The organism is Pedobacter folensis, from assembly GCF_056490665.1.
On sequence record NZ_JBWJIF010000002.1, the window covers coordinates 838,174 to 863,734 of the forward strand.

Sequence of the window (25,561 nt, forward strand, 5' to 3'; positions counted from 1 at the left end):
CAAAAGATATGTCAGATATTAATTCAAATATTCCAGAAGGCGAATTAACCAGCAAATGGACAAAATATAAGTCTTCTGTGCCTTTGGTTAACCCATCGAACAAAAGAACTATTGAAGTAATCATTGTAGGTTCGGGTTTAGCAGGTGCTTCGGCAGCAGCTACTTTGGCTGAGATGGGTTACAAAGTAAAATGTTTTTGTTTTCAGGATTCACCGCGTAGAGCACACTCAATCGCTGCTCAAGGTGGTATCAATGCAGCAAAAAACTATCAGAATGATGGTGATAGCGTTTATCGCCTTTTCTATGATACGATTAAAGGTGGCGATTACCGTGCCCGCGAAGCCAATGTGCATCGTTTGGCCGAAGTAAGTGCCAACATTATAGATCAGTGTGTGGCACAAGGGGTGCCTTTGGCCCGCGAATATGGTGGTTTGTTAGATAACCGTTCATTTGGTGGTACACAGGTACAACGTACTTTCTATGCTGCAGGTCAAACTGGTCAACAGTTACTATTAGGGGCATATTCTGCTTTAGAACGCCAGATTGGTATGGGTAAAGTAGAAATGTATACCCGTCATGAAATGCTTGAGGTGGTTAAAATCGATGGCAAAGCACGTGGTATTATTGCCCGTAACTTAATTACAGGAGAAATCGAACGTCACTTCGGTCATGCAGTGGTATTAGGAACAGGTGGTTACGGTAACGTATTCTATCTTTCTACCAACGCGATGGGAAGTAATGTTACAGCGGCCTGGAAAGCGCACAAACAAGGTGCTTATTTTGCAAACCCATGTTATACGCAGATCCACCCAACCTGTATCCCGGTTTCTGGCGATCACCAATCTAAATTAACCCTGATGTCTGAGTCGTTACGTAACGATGGACGTATCTGGGTTCCTAAAAAGAAAGATGATAACCGTAAAGCTTCAGAAATTCCTGAAGATGAAAGAGATTATTATTTAGAGCGCCGTTATCCTGCTTTTGGTAACCTGGTTCCGCGTGATGTGGCCTCTCGTGCTGCAAAAGAGCGTTGTGATGCTGGTTATGGTGTAGGGGCTTCTAAATTAGCCGTATACCTGGATTTTAAAGCCAATACAGAACGTTACGGTAAAATCGAAGCTTCTAAATCAGGTAACCACAATCCGGATAAAGAAACCTGTATGCGTTTGGGTACTGAGGTAATTAAAGCTAAATATGGTAACCTGTTCGATATGTATGCGCAGATTACTGGTGAGAATCCTTACGAAACACCAATGCGTATCTATCCTGCGGTTCACTATACCATGGGTGGTTTATGGGTTGATTATAACTTAATGACATCTGTACCAGGTTTATATTGTACAGGTGAAGCTAACTTCTCCGATCACGGTGCCAACCGTTTAGGTGCATCTGCTTTGATGCAAGGTTTAGCTGATGGTTATTTCGTTCTACCTTACACTATTGGTGCTTACTTATCAAAAGAGATTTCGGTAAAAGCAATTCCTACTGATCACCCGGCCTTTGTAGAGGCTGAAGAAAGAGCAGTTGGTATTTTAAATACACTGATTAATATTAAAGGAACCAAATCGGTAGATCATTTCCACAAACGTTTAGGCCACATTATGTGGGAGAAATGTGGTATGGCCCGTAACGAAAAAGGTTTAAACGAAGCCATTCAGGAAATCAGGGCTTTACGTGCTGAGTTCTGGAGCGATGTTCGCGTGCCTGGAACGGCTGATGAGTTAAACACCGAATTAGAAAAAGCCGGCCGTGTTGCTGATTTTATTGAGCTGGGCGAGTTGATGTGTATTGATGCTTTAAACCGTAACGAAAGTTGTGGCGGTCACTTCCGTGAAGAGTATCAGACAGAAGAAGGTGAAGCACTGCGTGATGATGAGAACTATGCTTACGTAGCTGCCTGGGAATTTAAAGAAGGTGTAAACTTCGAACTTCATAAAGAAGAACTGAAGTTTGAAAATATTAAAGTAGCACAAAGAAGTTATAAATAGTGATGCGCAGTGCGTTAAGCGTTAAGCGGTTATTCGCCGAACGCCGAACGCTAACCGCTTACCTAAAACCTCAATATCATGAGTACAGGAAATATGAACTTAACGCTAAAAGTTTGGCGTCAAAAAAATAACAATGCCAAAGGTGCTTTGGTAGATTATAAATTGGCCGATATTTCACCGGATATGTCTTTCTTAGAGATGTTCGATGTATTAAACGAACAATTAATTAACAAAGGTGAAGAGCCTGTTGTATTCGATCACGATTGCCGCGAAGGAATTTGCGGAATGTGCTCGATGTTTATCAACGGCCGTCCACACGGACCAAAAGATTTGGTTACTACCTGCCAGTTGCACATGCGTTCTTTCAAAGATGGTGATACCATTGTGGTTGAGCCTTGGAGAGCAGCAGCTTTTCCGGTAGTAAAAGATTTAACGGTAGATCGTTCTGCCTTTGATAGGGTTATCGCTGCTGGTGGCTTTATTTCGGTAAACACCGGTAACGCGCAAGATGCGAACAACCTGCCAATCCCTAAAATGCAGGCAGATGCGGCTTTCGAGGCGGCAGCTTGTATTGGTTGCGGTGCTTGTGTGGCAACTTGTAAAAATGCTTCAGCCATGTTATTCGTATCGGCTAAGATCTCTCAGCTGGCATTGTTGCCACAAGGACAGCCGGAGCGTTACCGCAGGGTACAAAGCATGGTTGCGCAAATGGATGCTGAAGGTTTTGGTAACTGTACCAATACCGGAGCTTGCGAAGCTGAATGTCCTAAAGGAATCTCTTTGGAAAACATTGCCCGTATGAACCGTGATTTTGCTTCTGCAAAATTTATTTCAGAAGAAACCGTTTAAAAAATATACTGTGCACCCAGTTTAACAGCTGGGTTCTTGAGCCTCCACATTGTGGGGGCTTTTTAGTTTTATGGTGTCTGTATAACCATTTTCATCTAAATCAATCCGCGATTATCATGCTGAATTTATATTTCTTTGAGGTGTATATGGTCTAACTTTTGTTATAAACCAGGAATAATAATGAATTAAATTTTGATAATTTATGAGCAAGCCTGTGATTAAAACGGATACGCATTTAACATTTGCCAGCCCTTGTGAAAACATATGAAACTTCAGATTTTAAAACCGAAACCTTGCACAACAAAGTTGCCCCGAAATAAAAGTTTGCGAAAGTTGTAATAATCTTATGTTTGCATATTAAAATTTTACGTTATTAGAAATTTTATTCTGTAATATTTGCATATGCATTAAAATTTTTCTAAATTTAGTCCTCCGAGACAGGAGAGAAAACATAAAACCCCGGCAATTTTGCTGGGGTTTTGTGTTTGGAGCGCAGTCATGTAATCTGTTTTTACTTCAGGGCGAAATTAATAGCGATGTTATATTTTACCCTTACAGGCACTCCGTCTTGTAAGGCAGGATTCCAGCGTGGCGACTTGTTTAATACCCTTAATGCTTCTTTATCCGTTTCTGCTGATAGGCTTCTAATGATCTGAATATCGCTTAAAGCACCATTTTTTTCGACTATAAAAGAGGCGAATACCTTGCCTTTTGTCTTATTCCGCTGTGCTGCTTCCGGGTATTTAATTTCGTGACTTAAGTATTGATAGAAATTTGAAATTCCACCGGGGAAAGCCGGTTGTTTTTCAACGGACACATAATCATAAACTTTATCGGAGTTATTCTGTGCCTTAGCCAAATTATAACACATGGCAATGCCCATTAGGGCTAAAAAGATTAGCTTTCTCATTCGTTTTTTAATTAAAGGTTTAATTATTTAGTTTTTCTTCTGGGTGGGCTTAGATTTTTTTGTGGTGATAATTATTACCCCATTTTTACCCTTATCGCCATACAATTTTAGTGAAGCCGAATCTTTGAGCACCGTTATTGATTCGATGGATGCTTCATCTAAGTTAGGGTCAGTAACTTCTTTCCCATCCACAACATAAAGTAGCTTCGCCCTGGCATCAAAATCTCTTTTTAGTAAATATCTTCTTTCTGAAGGTGTATCAATATTAGGTATTGACGGGCGTATACTGAATCCAGATACTTTACCCTTTAATTGAAGTTCGTCAGGTTTAACGGGCTTGTTTTTAAGCCCATAACCGACTGCATTATTTTTGGTTTTAATTTCGATCACACCTGCTAAACCATCAGTACCATATTTACTTAGTGCCGTATTATCTTTATAAATACTAACAGATTCAATATGATCAGGATTTATTTCGTTTAAAGCCGCGTTTCCCCTGATGTACTGTTTGTTTCCGTCTATAACAATCAAAGGCTCTAACGCATCAGTAGTCCGTACGCCTCTTATCGTAATTTTGCTAGCTTTAGTGCTGTCTTCTTTTTGTGCGAAACCAACTAAACTGAAGCACATGATGATGGTAAAGCTGAGTATTGTTTTCATATGGGATATTGGTTAGAATTTCCTTTTGAGATCGAAGAAATTAGTGTTTTTATCTATGGCAAGCTCTTTTTCATCAGGATTGCGGAAAATGTTATTTTTTGTTTTGCTGGTAATTACAATTGCTCCAGCTTTAGCTCTTGGTCCATACAAATCTGTTGCTGCCTGGTCTTTTAAAACAGAAATTGATTCGATGTTATTTGGATTTATAGCGCTTAATTGGCTATTGTTTGGTAACCTCACGCCATCTAAAATGATCAGTGCCTCTTGATTTACACCATTTCTAAGGGTAATCCGATTGGTAGGTATACTGCTTGTTTTAGTTTCTTTTAAAGGGTCGTTGAGTGTGAAATTAACATTGATGTTGTACTTTACTCTTACGGCTAGGCCATTCTGGATGCCTGGGTTCCATTTTGGTGATTCTTTTATAACCCTCATCGCTTCTTCATCTGTGCCCATTCCTAAACCGCGTGTGATTTGGATATCTGATAAAGAACCATCTTTTTCAACCACAAAACTGAGAAAAACTTTGCCTTGCACATTATTCTCCTGCGCCAATTTTGGATACTTAATGCTGCCACTCAAATATTTATAGAATTTGGTTATACCACCCGGAAATTCTGGCTGTTTCTCAATCGAAACGAAATCATATACTTTATCTGTATTTTCGGATTTAATAACGGTGGTTTCTGCTTCGGCGGTTTTAGGCAGATAAGAAATGATGTTAATCTTATTCAGATTTACATATCCGCCTGATTCAGGTAATAATTTATTCTTAAACTCTTCTGAAGATTCTGGAATTTTAAAACTTACCGTTAAAGCATATTTGCCATCAGCTACCGTTTTAAATCCTTTGTAAGATAAAATAGCTTTCATCACTTCTTCATCGCAACCTGACCCGAGTTCAACATTTGATGTAATGTTGGTAACCCTGCCACCTTTTAAATTAAATTTTATCTGTGCATTACCTTGTACCTCATCACTGCTGGCTGCGCCTGGATATTTAATATTTCTTAATAAAAACTGATAAAACCCTTTCCAGTTTGCATCTGTCTTGCCATCAACCGAAATTTTAGGTGCTACCATTATCTTCTCAGGAGTAGTAACCATGTTTTCAACAATCTCGATCGGTTTCTCTAAAGGGATCTGATCGGTAATAGATAACAATTTCTCGTTTTTACGAACAGTGGCAGACGAAAACACAATGAGTAAGGCAAACAGGGGAATAAAAATTCCATACTTCATAATAGCGATCTTTTTAGACCGCTCTTTATGAAGCATGAAAATTCTTTTTTTGATCAATGATTTATCTAAAAAGCCATTGGTTAATGTATTTGGTGAAATACCAAAAGACTTACTTAATAATAACATGGCATATTCGGCTTTATCACCCTGAAATTCGGCAGCTAGTTCATCAGCTAAAAACTCGTGGATATTTTTAATGGCTTTTTTATAAAGGTATATAACCGGGTTTAACCAGGTAATAATCCCTATGATTTCGAAAAACAAAATATCTGCTGTATGCCATTGTTTGATGTGTGCTTCTTCATGAATATCAATCACATCCATTTGTGGTAATTCCTGATCAATTACTTTTTTGCCAAAAAAGGAGAAAGCTGAACCAGCTTTATTTACATTAATGAGTTTTTTAACTGCAAATAAGTTAAATACCAATCTACCTAAGAAGAACAAAATACCTGCGCAATAAATATAAACGAATGCATTTCCCCAGTTAAAACCGGTATTATGCTCTGTTACAATTGTTGCCTGTGCTAATACGGCTTCCCAATTAACTGAAGTATAAACCTGTTGTGCCGCTTTCTGCTCCGTTAGCCATTCTAAACGGATAAAAGGTATGCATAACGACAAAACTCCCGCAGCCACTAAATAAATGCGGTTTAAAGTGAAGTAGGTCTCCTTATCTAACAGTAATTTGTAAAAACCGAAAAAAACAATTAAGTATAAGTTCACCTGTAATAGGTAGTGGGCAAAACTCATTTTGGCTTATGTTTAATTTTGTTAATCATTTTTAAAATTTCATCAACATCACTTAAATCCAGTTTTTCTTCTTTAACGAAGAAAGAGAACATACTCTCTACCGAATTCTCGAAGTAATTGCCCAGCAGTTTTTCTGTTGCATGGCGTTTATATTCTTCTCTGCTGATTAACGGATGATATTGGTGGGCCTTACCGAAGGCTTCGTGGCCAATAAAACCCTTGGTTTCTAAAATTCTAATAATGGTTGATACCGTATTGTAGGCAGGTTTAGGGAGGGGTAGCTCATCAATCACTTCTTTGACGAATGCTTTTTCCAATTGCCATAAAACCTGCATAATCTGTTCTTCGGCTTTGGTTAAATCTTTAATTTCCATAATAGTTAATAATAATAAGGATGATAGCAAATAAATTGCCTTAACTAAAGTTAAAACTAATTAGTTAGTTATCCAAATTTTATTTAATAAATTATCAGGAAAAATTAATGCGTGCAATCCTTTGTTCTGCTTTAGGATTTTTCTCAGCAAAAAGCAATAAGACTTTGCTATTTAATTTGTTGTATTACAGTCTGTTATGTTGATTTGTTGTGGAGGGAGCTTAGATCGTGATCAGGTTGTTTTTGATACCATATACCACTAATCCGGTGCGCGATTTAATATTCAGTTTGGCAAAAAGTGATTCACGATAGTTATCTACAGTGCGTGGACTAACATTCATGAGGTCTGCAATTTCCTTATAAGTAAGTTCTGTGCTGCAATATTGTAAAAATGTAAGTTCCCTTGCGGTGAATACAGGCTTTTGGTCGCTGTCTTTCAGTGCCACCAAAAGTCTTCCCGATACCAGTTCGTTTACATAAAAACCTTTATCTACGATTACTTTAATGGCAGTTAGCAGATCGGATGGTGTTGATTCTTTAAGCATGTAGCCTCCGGCGCCTGCTTTAAGCATTCCAATAATCGCTTTTTCATCTTCAAGCATACTTAAGGCAAGCACATGTACATGCGGATGATTCGTTTTAACCCATTTAGTTGCTGCAAAACCGTCCATTACAGGCATATTGATGTCCATTAATACCAGTTGAACCCGCTGATGATTGTTCATTTTGGCCTGGAGATCCAATCCGTTTACCGCCTCAAACGTTATATTTATTTCATCAAATTCTTCCAACAGGCTTGCCAATCCGGAACGGAAAAGCGTGTGATCATCAACAATAGCGATAGAAATACTTTGTTCTTGCATACAATTAAGGGTATGGAACTTCTATTGAGATGGAAGTGCCCTCGCCTGGAGCCGAATTTAATATTAATTTTCCATTGATCATCTCAATTCTTTTATAAATAGAATTTAAGCCCATCCCTGATTTTTTTGATTTAATTTCTTCAGGCTCAAAACCAACTCCATTTTCTGCAATTCTCAGGTATAAAATATTGTCTGCCAGGTGTGAATCGATCTGGATACAGGTTGCCTGGGCATGTTTGATGATATTATTGATAACTTCCTGTAATAAACGAAGAATGATCAAATCCTTATCTGGTGATGCAATTTGCAGGTCAACGAGCAGGTTGTTAATCTTTAATTCATAAGTACCAGCTTTATTCAGCCAGTTAATTTCCTGATCGATGGCATGGCCAAGGCCATTTTCTACCAGTTGCTCTCCATGTAATAGTTTGGCCAACTCCCTTAGTTCTTTAATGGATTTATTAACAAGTGCCAATGAATTGTCGATTTTTTTCCTGGCTTTTTCTCCATCATTTAAGTTTACAGAATTTAAGGTGAGTGTGGTAAGACTGAGTAACTGGCCAACGTTATCATGTAATTCTGTAGCTATACTCTGCATGGTTTGGTCTTGTACTTCAACCCGGGTTTGAAGCATTTCGGACTCAAATTTTTGCTGCATATTCTGTTTTTCCAATACATGATTCTTTTTATGCCGATTGTACGATCGGATGTATAAAATCAAAAACACAGGTACAAGCAGGAATATTAGTGTTGAAATGGCAACTAAGATTGCAATTTTTGCTGTTTCATTCTGCATATAAAGGAATATAACCAAAAACTATATAAAATAAGGTTTAATACGATGTAAATACAATATCTTAAGGTATAATAACTTATAATCTTAACGGTAAACAATCCATCAAAGATGTTCGACATGGTGCTACCAAAGTAGTAAAATAAAACGCCTGTTACCCACCAAAATTGGGGATGTGTTTTGATTTCGATAAAGTTTTCATCCTTTAACAGTAAATAATAATAGTACAGACAATAAAGTGTGAAAAGGACCGACATCACACTAATGGTAATCGTATTCGGATCGGTAAAGGGATGGGTGATAAAAAAGCTAAAATAAAGCAAGTACACAATACCCGAACCTATAATAAATATAGGTTTGGGATTGGTGTACTCTTTTAAGCAATGGTAAAGGCCATATAATATTGTGCTGATTTCAAAAAATATAAAAATATTAAAGAGCCATAAATTGTGTATACCTCTAATAGCCATATAAGCAGCGGCCTCTTCAGTAAGTAGTGCAATGGCTAAATAGCAGGTAATTACTTTTCCAAAGGCATTTTTATCTTTCCATAGTATAGCAATGGCAGCTATTAAGCAGATTAGTTCTGCTATAATTATAGGAGAGAAGTACCTCATTGTTTATAATCCTGTTCCTTCGCACATATCAGGGCAGCCCTGCCCTCTATTCCCAATATCATCAAGATTATCCTGGTGTTCGTCGTCATTGCTCTCGCATGCAATAGTTGGCACCAGTAATAAGGTGTTTCTACCGGTAGATCCACTTTTTACACCTTCAGGCAAAACATCAGTATACTGCGCAAAATAAAGCCTTAACCCATCATATTTTCCTTCGCTCATTGCTTTTGCAATTTCTAAGATCTGTTCTGCCGGAAACCATACTGCTTTGGTGAAAGATTGTGGAAATTTTCTTGCCTCTACGGCATAGGCATCAACCATGTCCTGCGCAACCTTCTTATCGATAGGTTCCGAATTTAATTTTTGACTCATAAATTTATTGTTTGATTTTCTCTAAAAATCGATAATAATAAGGGTTCCGACAAGAAATATTTGCAATTAAAATACCGTAAAAATACCCTTTTATTTAGGGCTTTTTGTGCTAACACCCAATTACGACCTACCACTACTTTTGGTATACAATAGCAACTCAATAATTTGTTATTGTAAACAATGAATACGGTCTATCCTATGAAAACAAATATTTTGGACTTATTTTAAAATAAGTCTGTTTTTATCAAGGCTTGATTATTAGAAACATTAACCATTTAATACTTTCAAAATGATAAATAATATCCTACTACAGGAAAATCATGGTTCGATTAGCGAAAGGGAGGTCGAAATTGTACACCTGTTATCAATGGGTTACAACAGTAAAGAAATTGGTGAAATGCTTTTTATCAGCGAGCATACGGTTAATACGCACCGAAGAAATATGGTAAGAAAACTTGATCTTAAAAATTCTTATCAATTAATTGTTTGGGCGTTTAAAGAAAGAATATTATCTCTTTAGAGATTTTAAAATACACCATAACCTCTCACTTTTAAACAATATAGCCTGCTATTTGATACTAAAGTCAAATCAGCAGGCTTTTGTTTATACTGTATTTTGGTTTAAGGTCTTGCGGGTTGTGGAGCAGGTAGTTCTTTTCTTGGAATTTGTCCCTCGCGCTGCGAAGTATTGTAAACAAAAGAAGCAATAATAGTTGCTGCTTGTTTTAAATCATCCTCAACAAGTCTATCATAGGTATCCATATTGCTATGGTGGGTACGGGTATTGTAATCGGCAGGATCCTGAATAAATTGGAAACCCGGGATGCCTATTGCATCAAAGGCCTGGTGGTCAGTACCGCCTGTATTATTGAGCGTGATGGTGGTTGCACCAAGATCGTTAAATGGTGTTAACCAACTTTGGAAAATCGGACCAGCCGCTGCATTGCCTTGTAAATAAACACCACGGATTTTTCCTGTTCCATTATCGAGGTTGTAATAAGCTGATATTTTTTTCTGATCTGGCGTTAATACCATGGTTTTCGGATCGCCAAAGTGTTTTGCTACATAACCCCTTGACCCAAATAAACCTTGCTCTTCTGAGCTCCAAAGTGCAATACGGATGGTACGCTTTGGTTTAAAATCTATCGCTTTTAAAATGCGCATGGCTTCCATCATTACCGTAGAACCTGCCGCATTATCTGTTGCACCAGTTGCTGCATGCCACGAATCGAAGTGCCCGCCAATCATTACCACTTCATCTTTTAGTTTTTTATCTGTCCCAGATATTTCGGCAATTACGTTATATCCTTGAGGATCCTGGTCGTAAAAAGAGGTTTTGATGTCGGCTTCAACTTCTACAGGCTTGCCAGCGCGTAATAGGCGCAATATATGCAAGTAATCTTCTGCTGCAACTTCAAGTTCAGGCGATACTGGTTTTGCATCTAAAGCATAGGAAGCGCCGTTGCTGGTGAAAAAGGTCCCCTGTCCTCCACGGGCATAAGTTAAAATTAAACCTACTTTCTCTTCAACCAACATGGCACTCATTGCCGCACGGATTTCGCGCATTTTCGCCATCTGCGCCATTCTATCGGCCATTGGTCCCCCGGCCGGGCGTTGTCTTGGGCCTGCAGTTTGAGGTTTTGCTGCGGCCATTTGTGCCAATGTAGTATCGGCATAGCGCGAAAAATCAGGTTTAATGCCACTGGTAAGTGGGGTACCCTGATCCATCATAATGATTTTTCCGGCCAATTTACCTTTATATTTCGCTAAATCGGCAACACTATCGGCCTTGATTAAAATGACCTGCGATTTGATCGGGCCATTTGTGCCAGGTGTCCATGCTTTAGGAGCGGCAATAATGGCGTGATAGTAAGGAAGTGTGGTGGCTGCATAGTATTTATCAATCTGCCAGCCTTTTCCAAAAGTTCCCCATGCTTCGAGGTGCGCATTTTTTAATCCCCAATCGGTTAGTTGTTTCACTGCCCAATCTTGTGCTTTTTTTAATCCCGGAGAGTTTGATAAGCGGGGACCGCTTACATCTGTTAAATTAAAAGCAATATCCATTGCCTTCGAATTTTCTAAACCTTCCTTTCTTATTTTTTGTACTACAGCTGCATCAGGGGTGTCTTGTGCAAGCGCTGAAAAGCAGAGGCCAAAGACCAATGCCGTGATTGTAAATCTTTTGATCATTTTATGAATAATTTGGTGGTTGATTTGATCTAAAATACACTTTAAACCACTTCAAATTATTATCCAATGAGATTTTTACATGATTACCTTATCTAAGGCAAGAAATTTACAGATTGATACTATTTTATACTCTTTTTGGTTACGATAAAATAGCCTATAATGAAAAGAATAGCCGCATAAATTAAACTTGTCCATATTTCCTGTGTAAAAACCGGAAAATCCAGCGGATCGTCTCCTTTTTTTACCCTGGTCATCTTTAAAGCCAAGGCAGGTAATGAATAAGGAATCAGATAGGCGTATTTCCAGCCTACATTTGCCGTAATAATGCCCATTATAGTTCCAACAAAACCAATGCCCATCGGTTTAAGAAAATCGCCCCATATCAAACTCAGGATAAACTGTAGCGATAAAATGCCTAATGATGACAGGAAAAGTTTAGCATAAGAGTTGATGAGGATGTTTTGTGGGTTATATTGATTGAAATTATATTTTGGCACCAAAACTTGTAGTAAATGGCCAAAAGCAAAGGTTAAGGAAGCAAAAAGGAATAAACAGATAAATATTAAAAATATCGCATAAAGGTATTTCGCGGCATAAATCGAAAATTTATTTAAAGGCTGAGCAAATAACATTTTCCAGGTATCGTTTTTATGTTCGATATTATTAACTGAAAAAGCCATAAATATGACGTAAAAAGGCATGACCAAAAAGCCCATTACGCCAAGTGCTGCACCACTATACTGAGCCCACAATATCATGGGAGGATAATGATTGGCGAGAACTTTTTCGGAACTGGAATAAAAACCAAAAGTGATTAAGCCGCATATGATCAGCGGTAACAATATCGCTGCCCAGAAAGCCAGGGTCTTTCTTGATTTGTAAAATTCTGAAACTAAGGAAATATAAAGAGCGTGCATGTTAGTTTGTTTTAGTAATATCAAGGAATAAGTTTTCGAGATCTTTTCTTTGCTGATAAAGACTGCTCACTGTAAAACCGTTTTGAATGAGTAAAGTATTTAGCTCGCCGCTATTTTGCGATGAAGTAAATGGAATAGTAATTACCCTATCGGTTTTTGAAGCAATTTCATAACCCGACTTTGTTAAAAAGGAACTTGCACTTTCAATCTTGTCTACCTCGATTTCGAGCATAGGTTTACTCAGTAAATGAAGTTCGTTAATCGTGCCCTGAAATAATAATTGCCCCTTGTTTATAATACCAACATGAGTTGCTGTTCTTTCTATTTCTGCCAATAAGTGGCTTGAAACCAATATTGTTTTTTGATGTTTTGTGGCTAAATCGATCATCAGATTTCGAATCTCAATGATGCCATTTGGATCTAAGCCATTGGTAGGCTCATCCAGTAGTAATAATTCTGGGTCTGAAATTAATGCCTGAGCAATGCCCAGCCGTTGTTTCATGCCTAATGAATATTTATTGGCTTTTTTATTGGCTGCTTCAGTTAAGCCCACCAGGGCCAGCATTTCATCAGCCTTATTTTTTTTAATGCCCAGTAGAATACAGCGGTTAATTAGGTTTTCTTTTCCCGTTAAATGACCATAAATGGCCGGTTGTTCTACTAAAGCGCCTATACGTTTAAGGGTCGCTATGCGGTTACTGTTTATTTCTTTACCAAATATAAAAACCTGATCGGATGGCGACTTCAGCAGGTTCAGCAGGATTTTTATGGTGGTTGTTTTTCCCGCCCCATTGGGGCCTAAGAAACCATATATACTGCCTTTTGGTACTTGTAGGGAAAGATCTTTTACTATAACCTGGTTGCCGAAGTTAAAATTTAGACCTACTGTTTCGATAGCGTAATTACCCATAGTTCTATTTGAAAATAGCACTAACTTGTTTCACAACAGAACCAGATGTTTTGGTTGGTTTTACAACTATTTCTGCATCATTCTGATTGGTGTTAACGGTAAGGGTTAAGATAATCATCATAAATACAGGTAATAATAAAAGTAAAAATGGTGATGTGTTTGCTAACTTTTTCATGATCGATAGTTTTATTTGAGAGGCTGTGAAGTGATCATCAGCCATTACTGCTTGATTGTTTAAGTTGATTGCTGATGATGTTTTCATTTTGTTTTCGTTTTGATGATTCAAAGAAACTCAAGAAAATCAACCTGCTAAAATCTATTATACCAAGTGTTCAAGATTCTAGATCAACAGACATTTTTGGCGTTTGTCGATAAAATTTGCCTATTGGGCCGTTGGTAGAAAAAAAATGCCCGTTGGTAGATTGTGTAAGTAAATCGATAAAACTTTATTTATTTTGGATGCATGAAGTTAATATGCGTCTATTGAACGGATATCAGCTCCATAACCATTTAATATATTTCTAATGAAACAGAGTAAAGGGCCTTTAATATTACATGCTATTTTTTGGACAATTATCTTAATGATTATCGTTGGTGGCAATATATTCGATACCACCAAGCATACGATGAAAGATTATTTTATTAGCTATGTGGTTTATGGTATCATCAATATTTCTATTTTCTACATTAACTATATCTTTTTAATTCCTTCGTTAATTAAAAAAAGAAAAAAATACCTCATATATGTTTTAGCATTCTTATTGTTGATTGCCGTATCAGTTGTTGCTAAAACCGCCATCGCAGTATTGTATCCAGATGATGTATTGACTACGGTAAGTGCCAAAGGAAAACGAATGGAAATACCTGTTCACAACTTTGTGATTCTGGTTACATTTTTATCGGGTTTTTTCTTAATCTGTAGCTGCATTATCAAGTTTACGATCGATTGGTTTGCAAGCGAAAGGATTCAACGTAACTTAGAAAGTGAACGCCGTGAAATGGAACTTCAGTTTTTAAAGTCGCAGTTAAACCCTCATTTTCTTTTTAACTCGCTTAATAATATCTATTCCCTGGCTTATCAGAAATCAGACAAAACCGCCGATGCCATTATGAAGCTTTCGGAGATTATGCGCTACATGATTTACGAGAGTAATACGCCAACCGTAGCGTTAAGCAAAGAAGTAGATTATTTAACCAGTTATATCGAGCTGCAAAAAATAAGATTTAAAGATGGTGCCTATATCGAACTTACCTTAAACGGCGAAATTGATAATCAAAAAATTGTACCCCTGATGTTGATTTCGTTTGTAGAAAATGCTTTTAAACATGGTGTGGTGAATGATCCGGCCGAGCCTATTAAAATCAATATCATTGCCAACCAGAAGATTTTGCATTTTAGCGTAGTTAATAAAAAGAACCAGCAGAATAAAGATGCACAGGGCGGGGTTGGTTTAACCAATGTAGAACGACGATTACAATTGGTTTATCCTGATAGATATAAATTAAATGTTGTAAATTCGGCTACTCATTATACCTGTGAACTGATGATTGACATATAATCCAAAAACCGGATATAAAAATCATTAATTAAAATAATAACCTAAAATGAACCTAAACTGTATTGTTGTTGATGATGAGCCTTTAGCGCTTGATATTTTACAGGATTATATTTCGAAAGTGCCTTTTTTAACCATGGTTAAAAGGTGCGAAAACCCAATTGAGGCTTTGCAGATTGTTCAGGGCGGAGGGATTGATCTTGTGTTTTTAGATATTCAAATGCCTGAGCTCACCGGAATCCAGTTTTTAAAAATTGCAGGCAGTAAATGCCACTACATATTAACTACCGCTTACCCGCAATATGCTTTAGAAAGTTACGACCTGAATGTTTCAGACTATTTATTAAAGCCAATTGCATTCGACCGTTTTTATAAGGCAGTAGAAAAAGTACATAATCAGGTAAAACCAGTTGAGGCACCTGCAAGCGTAGCACAGCCCATCGTTACACCTGCACCATTTTCAGGCTCGCCAAATCCTGTTCAAGATTATATTTTCGTAAAAACTGAGCATAAGATTCAAAAGATCTATTTGCACAATATTCTATTTATCGAAGGTTTAAAAGACTACATTTCGATATTTACGAAAGATGAGCGTGTAATTACGCTACAGAGTATGAAGAAAATGGAAGAAGCCTTACCTCAAGGTCAGTTTATCCGGGTGCACAAATCTTATATTGTGGCTGTTGATAAAATTGAAAGTATCGAGCGTAGCCGCATTACCATCAACCAAAAAATTATTCCTGTTGGCGATACCTATCGTGATGAATTTTTCAGGGTGATCGGGAATAAGAATATTTAGGGAATAGGTAAAATGTAAAATGGGTGATGGAAGGTTAGACGTTTAGCGTTCACCGATTAACCAATTCTAACAATTAGTCGGTTAAACTTACAGTGTAGCAGGCTGTGCCATTGGCTGGCCTAAAACTTTCCTGATTTCGTTTTCTACTTCTAACGTAATTTCATTTGGTGTTTTTACGCCTGGTTCAATTGGCTTTAAAACCGTCCATTTTAAGGCATTTCCTGTGGTTAAGGGAAACATGCCAAAGCGAACAATTTTCCATGAATTTTCTATAGCCACCGGAACTACCAGCGCATTGGGTACTACTTTTAATATGGTAGCGATGCCTCCAAACTGGAATGTTTTCAATTGACCGTCTTTCGAACGCGTTCCTTCTGGGAAAATAACAGTGCTCCAATTATTCTCTTTCATTCTACGGCCCAGTTTGATGATTTCGGAAATCGCCTGCTTGTTGTCTTTCCGGTTAATGTTTGCCCCACCGCCCAGGCGCAGGTTAATGGATATAGATGGAATGCCTTTGGTAAGTTCAATTTTCGAGATGAATTTTGCGCTGTGTTTTCTTAAAAACCAAATTAACGAAGGGATATCGTACATGCTTTGGTGGTTAGCGGCAAAGATAATGGGCCTGTCTGTAGGTAAATCGTATTCATTCTTAAAACTGATCGAATTGAACAGAAAAATCTGGCAATAGGTCAGGAAAAAGTTGAGGATATCTACCGAAACTTTATGTGCTTTGTAGCCAAAAAACTTATAACAGATCCATTGGATAGGATGGAAAATGCAAAGCATTAATCCAAAGAAAATATAAAAAACAGGGGTTAAAATATATCCGAAAAGCTTGCTCATCTGGTTGATTGAATAGGTGGCAAAGATAATAATAAATTATTCTGGTTCTTTGAAGATGAACTTTTCTTCATATTCAATTTCAAATGCTTTTAAAAAACGCGTGTATTCCTGTACAAAATTTTCCTTTTTATGGTGCTGTTCCTGGTTTTGGATATACTGAATAACCTGTTGAATATGGCTCTTTGAATACGAAAACGCACCATAACCTTCCTGCCATGCAAATTTTGTCTTGCAAAATCCCTGATTGTTAATCCATTTTGAACTTTCTGTTTTTACATTTTGAATAATGCTGGAAATAGACTGATGTGGTCGTAAACCAATGAAAATATGGATGTGATCAGGCATGGAATTTATCTGTATCATTTTATGGTTATTTGCTTGGAATATCCCTGTGATGTATTTTAATAGCCTTTCTTTCCAATCTTGATGAATTAATGAAGCACGAAATTTAACAGCAAAAACGAATTGAATGTGCAGTTGGGTATAGGTATTAGGCATAGCGTTTAAATTTAAATTAACATCAAACGTTCTACCGGGGATTTTGTCTCTGAAAGACACGGGTAGGTTTATTCTAGGATTGCAATCATTAATTTAAATTAGGTATAATTTTTTGAATCGTATAAAATGTAGAATTTTTTATTAAACACGAAACGTTCCTACGGAACGAAAATTACCATTTACATTATTTTCTACCTAGGATTTGTCCCTACGGGACAGCGTTGCTTGTTAAAGAGATTTTAACAGTATTTTGGATTGAGTTTCTACTGGAGGAAAATTGCCGTCTGCAATTCAATCGAGGATGCAATATCTTTTTTGGTTTTATATGTATTTACAAGGCCTCAAATTTAAATTATCAATAATGATGTTAGGAAAACTATCTATAATTTCCCTACGGGACAGCGTAGATTGTTAAAGAAATTTTAACCATCTTTTGAGTTAAGTCCCTACTGAATGAAAATTACCATCTGCAATTTCTATCTATGAAATGTCCATGTTGGACACTAATAATTTTAGAGATAGTTTAAAAATTAGGGATGGTCTTAGCAATTTAAAACAAGTTGCTTGTATTGAAAAAGCCGCGATGCAGTATCTTTTTTGGCATTACATGGATTTTACAGGGCCTCAAATTTAAAATTATCAATAATGATGTCCCATCGGGACATCTCCTTGGTAGAAAAACATGAAATGGTTTTTATGTTCCGTTAGGAACATTTGGTGGTTATTGCAATTACAATTCACCATTCAACATCATCAGTTTGGCTTTTAAGATTGCAGCTACGCTCATCGAATCGGTAATTTCTCCATTCAAAACCATTTGATAGGCTTCATCAAAAGGCAGTTTTTTAACCACAAGTTCCTCTGTTTCTTCAGGCATGGCAATGCCTTGTATGAGGTCGGTAGCAATATAGATAATGCTTAATTCGTCGCTTACCGAATTAGAAAGGTGCATTCTTTGGATCTCTTTCCAATTTCGGGCACTCATTCCTGTTTCTTCTAACAATTCACGCCGAGCACTTTCCAATGGTGCTTCATGAAACGGCCCGCCACCTTCTGGAATTTCCCAGCTATATACGTTAATTGGATACCGGTATTGACCAACTAACCAGGTATTATAATTTTCATCCAAAGGAAGGATGCCAATAGCGAGATTTTTAAAATGAACCGTGCCGTAAATCCCTTGTCCGCCAGATGGATTGATTACCTGATGTTCGGTTAAACGAATCCAGTTGTTGTCGTATTTTGCCTCGCTCTCTAGCGTTTTCCAGGGGTTAATCTCTTCCATGCCGCAAGATAACAAATATGATTTATTACTGTGGTTTTACAGCTGGGGGCGGAGGAGGGATTTTATTTACAGTAATTTTAGTAAACCTATAATTCAGGCTAAAGGTGAAGTTTTGGGTGTTGTTTGTCGAATAATTCTCCAGTCTGAAATTCTGCCCTTCATTGTAAAAAGTATTGGTTCTGTTCCCTAAAATATCATTTATCGTGATGCGAAGGTTTAACCGGTTACCAAAAAAGACTTTCCGTGCCGAGAAATTAGATGTCATTGAACCTTTGTTCCGGCCTTGCGCATTGGTGTTGTTGGCATAATTTAAGTTCGATTCAAAGGCGGTTTTAAGTGGTAATTGCATGGATAAGCCTATTGCTCCTCTAAAACTTAGGCCATCCCGATTTAACGAACTGTTTAACTGTGATTTATAATTACTTTGGATCACACTGAAATTTCCATTGGCCGATATCTTATTGGTAGGGCGATAATTTCCAATTAAGATAAGCGATAGTGAATTGTTAGTTCCCACATTATCATAAGTGCTTTCAGATCTCGCGGTATTAGATCCTGGAATTAAGGTAACCGTGCGGTAACGCTCTATAACACCCTGACTGGTTGAATAAGAAAGCCGTGGATTAAACGACCATTTCTGGCCAAAAGCCCCAAAATTAATATCAAACTGGTGGGTATAAGCCGGCGATAGATTAGGATTTCCGTAGGAAATATTTAGCGTATCGACATTGTTTACCTGAGGATTTAAGGTATTTTCCCTCGGACGGTTAACACGGATACTATAGGTGGCGCCAATATTATATCGTTTGCGGTAAAACCGGTTTAAAGATACATTAGGAAAAACACTCAGATAGGGTTTCACATTGTAATTCTGACCAGTAGATAAATCGAAAGCTACGTCGGTAAGTTCTGCTCTAACGCCTGTTTTAACACCCCAGCCTACTTTGCGGTAGTTATAAGACGCGTATGCTGCAGCAATATTTTCATTGTATAAAAACTGATTCGATAATTTGTTATTACGCACAAACTGTTGAGTTGCAAAATTAAAATTCTCGATCAGGAGATCATTGTCGTTCTTTCTGTAATTAAAAGCCAGGCCTGCCTCAATGCGATCGCGTTTGTTGAATACTGGTTTTTCGTAATCTAAGGTTACATTTAAGCCCCTGTTCCCGGTATTGTTATTGTTTTGCTGTAAAGTTGGGGCCGATGTGCTGGGTTGGGCATAAGAGGTGCTGTAATCCCTAAAATCAATGCTTTTGTTGGTGTTGAAATTTAGACCTAAAGATATTTTACCTCCACTAGTATCGGTCTGGAGATCGTAATCGGCATTAAAAACAAAGTTATTGCTGTTGCCTTTGCCCGTATTATGCTGATTGCGTAAACGGTTTTCTATCTTTTCTTCGCTTAAATAATGAAGATCGGTGGTCGAATTTGAATTAGAATTGTTGAGGTTGTAATTGGTTGATAAGCGCAAACTTTGTTTTGGACTAATGGTCCAGTCTAAGCCCATTCTAAAATTTCCGCCGTTGTTATGGTTGCGGTAAGCGCCATACTGGTCATAATAGAAAGTTGTATCAGGGAAAAAGTTTTCGCGGAAATTATGGCTATCACCTTTGCCAACATTATAACGGTATGCTGCACTTCCGTTTATGGCATAAGATTTTCCGCGGTAAGAAGCATTTGCATTGGTATTGCCATTGCCTTGCAAGCCGCTCGAAATGCCAACATTTCCATTAAAACCAACTTTGAAGCCTTTTTTCATCACAATATTGATGATGCCTTCGCCATCTCCGCTGTATTTAGATGGTGGATTGGTCAGGACTTCTATTTTATCAATGGCATCAGAGGGAAGCACATTCAGCAGGTCAGCAATGTTGGAGGTCATGTAGTCTGACGGTTTGCCATCAATAAAAATTCTGGTATTTCTTTTTCCGGCAATGGTTGCATTGCCATCAATATCTACCTGTACCATGGGTACGTTTTTTAGTACATCTGTTGCCGTACTGCCTTCGGCCAATAGTGTTGAACCCACATTGTAAGTAACGCCATCGGCACCAAATTCGATAGGTGGTTTCTGAACGGTAATGGTTACCTCCTGCAAAGAGTTTTGATCAGAACTTAGTTTTAATGCACCAAGGTTTTTATCGAAATCTTTCTCTGTGATGGCTATTCCATTTACTTTTAACGGCGCATAACCCACAAAACTTACCCTAATGCTATAATTTCCGGGTTTTAGATTTTTAATGCTAAAATGGCCGTCCTCATCTGTAGCGGATGTAACTACAGGCTGTTCAGATCCATCAATATAAACAGATATGACGGCCGATGGTATGGATAACCCACCAACTTCTTCAACCACTTTTCCGCTGATTACGCCTTTTTCTACAGCAAACGCCGCAATGGCGTTGAGTAAAATTAATAAGGTAAAGCAAAGCTTAGGTAAAAGTTTTTCCAATATCCGATTAGTTAAAAAAAGGTGCTTAGCAATATTCTTCTAAGCACCTTGGTTATTAAAATGATCCCTCATCAGGACGGTTATCCTGCTGATCGTCTTTCTTCTTTTTAGCACCCGTAAATGTTGTTTTCCCAAACCGGTAAGAGAAGGTTAAGTTGCCCATTGTTCCCTGCATCTGTCGTTCAAAATCAACAATTGTTGCTTTGTCTTCTGTGGTCATGCTCCATCTTCTGGTGTTAAATACATCCCGAACATTGAAACTTAAAGATGCTTTTTTGTTTGGGAAATCATATTTGGCTCCACCATCAATTCCGTACATGGCGTTGCGTTTTCCCTGTGCCATTACTTCTGGCGCACGGTAATCGCCGCGTAATTGTAATGAAACATCTTTAACAACCGTTAAATTAGCCGTTATGTTGGCATTCCAGCTAAATCCACTGCTCGATGCAATATCAAATCTCGCATCTCCGGCAAATTTTGCCTGGTATAAGTTTACATTGGTGGTAAAATTTAAAGCTTTAATCAGATCAAAACGGCCAATCAATTCTACCCCACTGTTAATCTGGTGCGATAAGTTTTGAGGGGTTGACGTAATGATCCCGTTAACTGGCGTACTTCTTACTCTTTGAATGACATCATTGGTTTGACGGAAATATAAACTCGATGTTAAGGTTACTTTTTTCCAGTATTTGCTATAACCCAATTCGAAAGAGTGCACATCTTCAGGTAATAAATTTGGGTTACCACCTCTGTAGTTTAAAGGATCTGAAACATCTAAAAACGGATTGGTATCCCAGGGACGAGGGCGGTTTACACGGCGGGTATAACTCAATTGAAGCTGATTATCGCCCTTTAGTTTTTGTGTTAAGAAAACACTTGGATATAACCTTTTGTAGTGGATATTTCCTTCTGCAGTAGTTAACACATTGTTTGTATAACCTTCCAAGTGGGTGTCTAAACGCGCATCTTCAGCCCTTAAACCCAATTGGTAACCAAAATCTTTAATCTGGTTCTGGTAGTTTAAATAAAGTGCATGCACCTGATCTTTGCTATCGAAACCATTAATCAACTTGTTGTTACGTACATAAACCTCCGTATTGGTTGGAATTGAATCGGCATATTGATCGTTATTTCCTAAGCGGATCTGACTGCGGTAACCTACTTCAACTTTACCTGCTTTACCAACAGGTAATGCATAATCAGTCTGGATGTTGTAATTGGTGTTATCCCCTGTATTAAAAACACGTTGTAAACTTAAAGTTTCATCAATCGGCACGCCATTTCGGTTCGTGGTATTGGTGCTGTAAGTCTGGTCGTTGTTATTTGTTCCGTGCGAATAGCCAAAGTTGAACGTTAACTCTTCTTTAGGCTTACTAAACTTCTGAACGTAATCTAAATTCAAATCATAACTTTTTCCGTAACCATCATTATTATTGGTTCTGTTGCTCAATAAAACTGGCGACTGGTTTGAATTTAACTGTCTGATGTCAAGCAACTCATTCCGCTCATTTTCCCTCGAGTTAAAACCGCCGGATAAGCTAACGACGCTTTTTGGTGCCAGATAATAATCTAGCCCCGCTTTGGCATTGTGTCCCCTGTCATTAGAGGTAGAAACCGTATTCTGATTGGCGAAAGCTGTTGAGCTGGTTGGTGTTTTGTAGGTGATGTCTTGAAAACCACCGCCCACACGGTTGCCGTAACGGTAGCCATAATTGCCATAAAGGTTTACTTTGCTATTCTGAAAGCTTAAGTTGGTGTTGGCATTATAATTATCGCGGTTACCTGCAGTTAGTGCAACTGAACCGTTAAAACCAAGTTTTGTGTTTTTCTTCAATACAATGTTGATGATGCCTGATTGCCCTTCAGCATCATATTTAGCTGATGGGTTGGTAATTACCTCCACACTTTCGATAGAGCTTGCTGGGATTGACTGAAGAATCTGCGCTACATTACCGCCGGCAATTAAAGATGGTTTTCCATCAATTAATACTTTAACGCCTGTAGAGCCACGTAAACTCACATTACCATCCATATCGGTAGAAACAGAAGGGACATTCTGCAATAAATCGCTGGCTGAGCCACCTTCGCTGATTACGCTCTGGTCTACCGCGAAAATCTTTTTGTCGATACCCATTTGCATTGCCTGTTTCTGGCCTGTTACGGTAATTTCACTCAGCACATTTCCTTTTGCAGGATTCATTTTAATCTCGCCGAAGTTTAAGGTGCCGGTTGCAGCGGTAATGGCAACATTATCCCTAACCATGGTTTGGTAGCCTACAAAGCTTATTTTAAAGGTAAAGTTTCCGGTAGGGATATCAGCCATTACAAAAGCACCGTTAACATCCGTTTGCACAATTTTTGCATTTTTGGCCGTAGCCTTATCAATTAAAATTGCAGTAGCAAATGGAATGGTTTCTTGTGTTTTTGCATCTTTAAGTATTCCGGTAATTTTTGCTTTTCCACTTGTTTGTGCGAAAAGGTTAAATGATAAGCTTAAAAGTAAAAGGGTGATCTGTATTGTTCTCGATTGTAAAAGTCTCATTAAAAAATAAAATTTCGTATGTTTTTATAAAGGGAGACAAAGTAACGGCAACTTAGTTTAATTAAGGAGCCGTAACTATTTTATTACAGCCATTTTATAGTAATATTTTTGTGGGTAATGCACAGTTGACAGCTAATAATTTGCGGTTTTCAGTTTTGCGGAAACAATAAAAGAATATTACAATTGAACAATCTGCAAAATGTTACTTTTGTTCATTATGAATAAGATATTAATTGTTGATGATTTACACCCTGCATTTAAAGAGCAGGCTATTGCCATGGGCTACGAGGTTGATGATGAACCACAAATCACCCGTCAACAAACATTAGATAAAATTAAAGATTATACCGGTATTGCTGTCCGGACAAAATTTAGGATTGATGCCGAAATTTTTGCTGCAGCCCCAAATTTAAAATTTGTGGCCAGGGCAGGAGCAGGTCTGGATAATATCGATGATAAAATCGCTTTTGAAAGAAATATCGAACTGATTAACGCACCTGAAGGCAATTGCGATGCCGTTGGCGAACATGCTACTGGTTTACTGTTATCATTGATGAACAACTTCCGCAGGGCCGATATCGAAATCAGAAATGGCGTATGGGATAGGGAAGGTAACCGTGGCTACGAATTAAAAGGAAAAAAGGTAGGGATTATTGGTTATGGTTTTATGGGACAAAGTTTTGCAAAGAAGCTGGCGGGTTTCGAGGTTGATGTAATGGCCTATGATAAATACAAAACCGGCTTTTCTGATGCTTTTGCCCGCGAGGTAAGCATGGAAGAAATTGTGAAACACAGCGATGTGCTGAGTCTGCATATTCCCTTAACCGCCGAAACCAAACAGATGGTTGATGATGAGTATTTCTTTCATTTTAAAAAGCCCATTTTCTTTATCAATACGGCAAGGGGTGAAATTGTAAATACACCGGCAGTGTTGAATGCCATTAAAAGCGGAAAGATTTTAGGTGCCGGACTGGATGTATTACAAACAGAAAAATTCCCGGCCCTGGGTGAACAAGCTTGGTACAATGAACTTAAAAATAACGACAAAGTGATTTTAACGCCACATGTTGGCGGCTGGACATTCGATTCGTACCGTAAAATTTCGGAGGTTTTGGCCGAGAAGTTAAGCGGGCTTAGTTTCTAGTGAGCATAATGCTGAATTATTTTGGTTTTGGAAAGCAAGGGCACTGCTAGTAGTCAAGGTTCTGTCCTGCTTTCCATTACTTCCGATGAAGAATCGGAATCATTACAATCAGGTTTATATTTTGCGGTTGCAACCTGCAAACCCTAAAATGAACTACTGTTTCTGCCATCTAGCCCCGGGTGAAGCGTTACCCTGCAGGGCTGAGGTACGAAGCCCAAAGTGTATTAGCGAAACACGGGAGCCAATTCATTTTCTTGTACTGGCAATGCGCTCAAAAATAAAAGTTAATCGCTATTTAAACTTAATTTTTATAGTCTTAGGCCTAAAAAAAAAGGTATAAATCTCAATTTTATTTTCTTAAATTGGCTATACAATCTAACCAATTTTATCATGCCGAAAGATCATTTATATTCAACTACAGTTACTTGGACGGGCAATAAAGGCTCAGGTACAATGGATTACCGTTCGTACGATCGCGATTACGTAATTTCAGTAAAAGGGAAAGCCGATATTTCCGGATCGTCTGATTCAGCTTTTCTGGGCGATAAATCTAAATATAATCCTGAAGATCTGTTACTGGCATCTATATCAAGCTGCCACATGCTCTGGTATTTACATTTATGCTCTAAAAACGAAATTGTAGTAATCGATTATAAGGATGAGGCTGTAGGCACCATGGAAGAATCGGCCGATGGCAGTGGCAGGTTTAGAGAAGTTACGCTACATCCTCAGGTTTTAATTGCTGATAAAGCACATTACGAACTGGCAGCATCGCTGCATCACGAAGCCAATAAAATGTGTTTTATTGCCAATTCGTTAAATTTTCCGGTTAAACACGAACCGGTTCTCAGTTATTAGTTAACAGTTTTCAGCTGGTCGATATCGAACTGTCAACTATTTAGCTGACTAAACATTACCCTTATCGTTCGCGTTTGTAACGAGGATGCAGGAGAATGGCGATTTTATCGCCATATGTATGATTAACCGCATTACAAATGC

At 38.0% G+C, this 25,561-nt stretch carries 24 protein-coding genes; 7 read left to right on the forward strand and 17 right to left on the reverse strand.

Annotated features, from left to right (window positions below):
- Positions 1–8: 8 nt before the first annotated feature.
- Both AC04QZ_RS12195 and AC04QZ_RS12200 read left to right on the forward strand, forming a co-directional pair.
- A complete protein-coding gene (locus AC04QZ_RS12195) occupies positions 9–1,988 on the forward strand; it encodes a fumarate reductase/succinate dehydrogenase flavoprotein subunit (RefSeq protein ID WP_086548791.1) in 1,980 nt (659 codons plus the stop codon).
- A 78-nt stretch (positions 1,989–2,066) separates the two neighbouring features.
- Complete coding sequence (locus tag AC04QZ_RS12200) at positions 2,067–2,837, forward strand: succinate dehydrogenase/fumarate reductase iron-sulfur subunit (RefSeq protein ID WP_029278232.1); 771 nt, start codon at positions 2,067–2,069, stop codon at positions 2,835–2,837.
- Between the two features lie 511 nt (positions 2,838–3,348).
- Here AC04QZ_RS12200 and AC04QZ_RS12205 read toward each other — a convergent pair.
- The 8 genes from AC04QZ_RS12205 to AC04QZ_RS12240 form a co-directional block, all read right to left on the reverse strand.
- Positions 3,349–3,747: an energy transducer TonB gene (locus tag AC04QZ_RS12205; RefSeq protein WP_478357979.1), complete on the reverse strand. Its 399-nt coding sequence runs from the start codon at positions 3,745–3,747 to the stop codon at positions 3,349–3,351.
- 27 nt (positions 3,748–3,774) lie between these two features.
- A complete protein-coding gene (locus AC04QZ_RS12210; protein ID WP_478357980.1) occupies positions 3,775–4,407 on the reverse strand; it encodes a TonB-dependent receptor plug domain-containing protein in 633 nt (210 codons plus the stop codon).
- 12 nt (positions 4,408–4,419) lie between these two features.
- Positions 4,420–6,402, reverse strand: a complete 1,983-nt coding sequence (locus tag AC04QZ_RS12215) for a TonB family protein (protein ID WP_478357981.1) — start codon at positions 6,400–6,402, stop codon at positions 4,420–4,422.
- A complete protein-coding gene (locus AC04QZ_RS12220) occupies positions 6,399–6,776 on the reverse strand; it encodes a BlaI/MecI/CopY family transcriptional regulator (protein ID WP_029280636.1) in 378 nt (125 codons plus the stop codon). The genes AC04QZ_RS12215 and AC04QZ_RS12220 overlap by 4 nt, the downstream gene beginning before the upstream one ends.
- Before the next feature lie 220 nt (positions 6,777–6,996).
- Positions 6,997–7,638, reverse strand: coding sequence for a response regulator transcription factor (locus AC04QZ_RS12225; protein WP_478357982.1), 642 nt, complete (start codon positions 7,636–7,638; stop codon positions 6,997–6,999).
- Positions 7,639–7,642: 4 nt separating this feature from the next.
- Positions 7,643–8,434 carry a sensor histidine kinase gene (locus AC04QZ_RS12230; RefSeq protein ID WP_086548796.1) on the reverse strand — a complete coding sequence of 264 codons (792 nt, stop codon included), beginning with the start codon at positions 8,432–8,434 and terminating at the stop codon, positions 7,643–7,645.
- Positions 8,401–9,048: a hypothetical protein gene (locus tag AC04QZ_RS12235; protein WP_478357983.1), complete on the reverse strand. Its 648-nt coding sequence runs from the start codon at positions 9,046–9,048 to the stop codon at positions 8,401–8,403. Before AC04QZ_RS12235 ends, AC04QZ_RS12230 begins: the two co-directional genes overlap by 34 nt.
- A 3-nt stretch (positions 9,049–9,051) precedes the next feature.
- The gene (locus AC04QZ_RS12240) at positions 9,052–9,420 is read right to left on the reverse strand and encodes a hypothetical protein (protein ID WP_478357984.1); all 369 of its coding nucleotides are present in this window, start codon (positions 9,418–9,420) and stop codon (positions 9,052–9,054) included.
- 289 nt (positions 9,421–9,709) lie between these two features.
- Here AC04QZ_RS12240 and AC04QZ_RS12245 point away from each other — a divergent pair, with 289 nt between their 5' ends.
- A complete protein-coding gene (locus AC04QZ_RS12245; RefSeq protein ID WP_478357985.1) occupies positions 9,710–9,940 on the forward strand; it encodes a response regulator transcription factor in 231 nt (76 codons plus the stop codon).
- Positions 9,941–10,041: 101 nt separating this feature from the next.
- On the opposite strand, the gene AC04QZ_RS12250 is transcribed toward AC04QZ_RS12245, so the two are convergent.
- The 4 genes from AC04QZ_RS12250 to AC04QZ_RS12265 form a co-directional block, all read right to left on the reverse strand.
- Positions 10,042–11,610, reverse strand: a complete 1,569-nt coding sequence (locus AC04QZ_RS12250; RefSeq protein WP_478357986.1) for a M28 family metallopeptidase — start codon at positions 11,608–11,610, stop codon at positions 10,042–10,044.
- A gap of 119 nt (positions 11,611–11,729) precedes the next feature.
- On the reverse strand, positions 11,730–12,527 hold the full coding sequence (locus tag AC04QZ_RS12255; protein WP_478357987.1) for an ABC transporter permease: 798 nt from the start codon (positions 12,525–12,527) through the stop codon (positions 11,730–11,732).
- A gap of 1 nt (position 12,528) precedes the next feature.
- Positions 12,529–13,437, reverse strand: a complete 909-nt coding sequence (locus AC04QZ_RS12260) for an ABC transporter ATP-binding protein (RefSeq protein WP_478357988.1) — start codon at positions 13,435–13,437, stop codon at positions 12,529–12,531.
- A 4-nt stretch (positions 13,438–13,441) separates the two neighbouring features.
- Positions 13,442–13,699, reverse strand: coding sequence for a hypothetical protein (locus AC04QZ_RS12265; RefSeq protein WP_086548803.1), 258 nt, complete (start codon positions 13,697–13,699; stop codon positions 13,442–13,444).
- Positions 13,700–13,961: 262 nt separating this feature from the next.
- Here AC04QZ_RS12265 and AC04QZ_RS12270 point away from each other — a divergent pair, with 262 nt between their 5' ends.
- Together AC04QZ_RS12270 and AC04QZ_RS12275 are read left to right on the forward strand one after the other, a co-directional pair.
- Positions 13,962–14,996 carry a sensor histidine kinase gene (locus AC04QZ_RS12270; protein WP_478357989.1) on the forward strand — a complete coding sequence of 345 codons (1,035 nt, stop codon included), beginning with the start codon at positions 13,962–13,964 and terminating at the stop codon, positions 14,994–14,996.
- A 46-nt stretch (positions 14,997–15,042) separates the two neighbouring features.
- The gene (locus AC04QZ_RS12275; RefSeq protein WP_086548804.1) at positions 15,043–15,792 is read left to right on the forward strand and encodes a LytR/AlgR family response regulator transcription factor; all 750 of its coding nucleotides are present in this window, start codon (positions 15,043–15,045) and stop codon (positions 15,790–15,792) included.
- An 87-nt stretch (positions 15,793–15,879) separates the two neighbouring features.
- Here the strand turns inward: AC04QZ_RS12275 and AC04QZ_RS12280 are convergent, their stop codons facing one another.
- The 5 genes from AC04QZ_RS12280 to AC04QZ_RS12300 all read right to left on the reverse strand — a co-directional run bounded on the left by AC04QZ_RS12280 (position 15,880) and on the right by AC04QZ_RS12300 (position 23,418).
- Positions 15,880–16,638, reverse strand: a complete 759-nt coding sequence (locus AC04QZ_RS12280) for a lysophospholipid acyltransferase family protein (protein ID WP_478357990.1) — start codon at positions 16,636–16,638, stop codon at positions 15,880–15,882.
- Positions 16,639–16,674: 36 nt separating this feature from the next.
- Positions 16,675–17,136: an IS200/IS605 family transposase gene (gene tnpA, locus AC04QZ_RS12285; RefSeq protein WP_478357991.1), complete on the reverse strand. Its 462-nt coding sequence runs from the start codon at positions 17,134–17,136 to the stop codon at positions 16,675–16,677.
- Between the two features lie 730 nt (positions 17,137–17,866).
- Positions 17,867–18,421, reverse strand: coding sequence for an NUDIX domain-containing protein (locus AC04QZ_RS12290; protein WP_478357992.1), 555 nt, complete (start codon positions 18,419–18,421; stop codon positions 17,867–17,869).
- 25 nt (positions 18,422–18,446) lie between these two features.
- Positions 18,447–20,876, reverse strand: coding sequence for a TonB-dependent receptor (locus AC04QZ_RS12295; protein ID WP_478357993.1), 2,430 nt, complete (start codon positions 20,874–20,876; stop codon positions 18,447–18,449).
- Positions 20,877–20,931: 55 nt separating this feature from the next.
- Positions 20,932–23,418, reverse strand: a complete 2,487-nt coding sequence (locus AC04QZ_RS12300; RefSeq protein WP_478357994.1) for a TonB-dependent receptor — start codon at positions 23,416–23,418, stop codon at positions 20,932–20,934.
- A 217-nt stretch (positions 23,419–23,635) separates the two neighbouring features.
- On the opposite strand from AC04QZ_RS12300, the gene AC04QZ_RS12305 reads away from it, so the two are divergent.
- The gene (locus AC04QZ_RS12305; protein ID WP_478357995.1) at positions 23,636–24,562 is read left to right on the forward strand and encodes a 2-hydroxyacid dehydrogenase; all 927 of its coding nucleotides are present in this window, start codon (positions 23,636–23,638) and stop codon (positions 24,560–24,562) included.
- Between the two features lie 390 nt (positions 24,563–24,952).
- Positions 24,953–25,420 (forward strand): OsmC family protein, encoded by a 468-nt coding sequence (locus AC04QZ_RS12310; protein ID WP_086548810.1) that lies wholly within the window; start codon positions 24,953–24,955, stop codon positions 25,418–25,420.
- The last annotated feature ends 141 nt before the right edge of the window (positions 25,421–25,561 follow it).

Coding starts and splice junctions, on each gene's coding strand:
- AC04QZ_RS12195 (WP_086548791.1), top strand. CDS start 9: ATGTCAGATATTAATTCAAATATTCCAGAAGGCGAATTAACCAGCAAA.
- AC04QZ_RS12200 (WP_029278232.1), top strand. CDS start 2,067: ATGAGTACAGGAAATATGAACTTAACGCTAAAAGTTTGGCGTCAAAAA.
- AC04QZ_RS12205 (WP_478357979.1), bottom strand. CDS start 3,747: ATGAGAAAGCTAATCTTTTTAGCCCTAATGGGCATTGCCATGTGTTAT.
- AC04QZ_RS12210 (WP_478357980.1), bottom strand. CDS start 4,407: ATGAAAACAATACTCAGCTTTACCATCATCATGTGCTTCAGTTTAGTT.
- AC04QZ_RS12215 (WP_478357981.1), bottom strand. CDS start 6,402: ATGAGTTTTGCCCACTACCTATTACAGGTGAACTTATACTTAATTGTT.
- AC04QZ_RS12220 (WP_029280636.1), bottom strand. CDS start 6,776: ATGGAAATTAAAGATTTAACCAAAGCCGAAGAACAGATTATGCAGGTT.
- AC04QZ_RS12225 (WP_478357982.1), bottom strand. CDS start 7,638: ATGCAAGAACAAAGTATTTCTATCGCTATTGTTGATGATCACACGCTT.
- AC04QZ_RS12230 (WP_086548796.1), bottom strand. CDS start 8,434: ATGCAGAATGAAACAGCAAAAATTGCAATCTTAGTTGCCATTTCAACA.
- AC04QZ_RS12235 (WP_478357983.1), bottom strand. CDS start 9,048: ATGAGGTACTTCTCTCCTATAATTATAGCAGAACTAATCTGCTTAATA.
- AC04QZ_RS12240 (WP_478357984.1), bottom strand. CDS start 9,420: ATGAGTCAAAAATTAAATTCGGAACCTATCGATAAGAAGGTTGCGCAG.
- AC04QZ_RS12245 (WP_478357985.1), top strand. CDS start 9,710: ATGATAAATAATATCCTACTACAGGAAAATCATGGTTCGATTAGCGAA.
- AC04QZ_RS12250 (WP_478357986.1), bottom strand. CDS start 11,610: ATGATCAAAAGATTTACAATCACGGCATTGGTCTTTGGCCTCTGCTTT.
- AC04QZ_RS12255 (WP_478357987.1), bottom strand. CDS start 12,527: ATGCACGCTCTTTATATTTCCTTAGTTTCAGAATTTTACAAATCAAGA.
- AC04QZ_RS12260 (WP_478357988.1), bottom strand. CDS start 13,437: ATGGGTAATTACGCTATCGAAACAGTAGGTCTAAATTTTAACTTCGGC.
- AC04QZ_RS12265 (WP_086548803.1), bottom strand. CDS start 13,699: ATGAAAACATCATCAGCAATCAACTTAAACAATCAAGCAGTAATGGCT.
- AC04QZ_RS12270 (WP_478357989.1), top strand. CDS start 13,962: ATGAAACAGAGTAAAGGGCCTTTAATATTACATGCTATTTTTTGGACA.
- AC04QZ_RS12275 (WP_086548804.1), top strand. CDS start 15,043: ATGAACCTAAACTGTATTGTTGTTGATGATGAGCCTTTAGCGCTTGAT.
- AC04QZ_RS12280 (WP_478357990.1), bottom strand. CDS start 16,638: ATGAGCAAGCTTTTCGGATATATTTTAACCCCTGTTTTTTATATTTTC.
- tnpA (WP_478357991.1), bottom strand. CDS start 17,136: ATGCCTAATACCTATACCCAACTGCACATTCAATTCGTTTTTGCTGTT.
- AC04QZ_RS12290 (WP_478357992.1), bottom strand. CDS start 18,421: ATGGAAGAGATTAACCCCTGGAAAACGCTAGAGAGCGAGGCAAAATAC.
- AC04QZ_RS12300 (WP_478357994.1), bottom strand. CDS start 23,418: ATGAGACTTTTACAATCGAGAACAATACAGATCACCCTTTTACTTTTA.
- AC04QZ_RS12305 (WP_478357995.1), top strand. CDS start 23,636: ATGAATAAGATATTAATTGTTGATGATTTACACCCTGCATTTAAAGAG.
- AC04QZ_RS12310 (WP_086548810.1), top strand. CDS start 24,953: ATGCCGAAAGATCATTTATATTCAACTACAGTTACTTGGACGGGCAAT.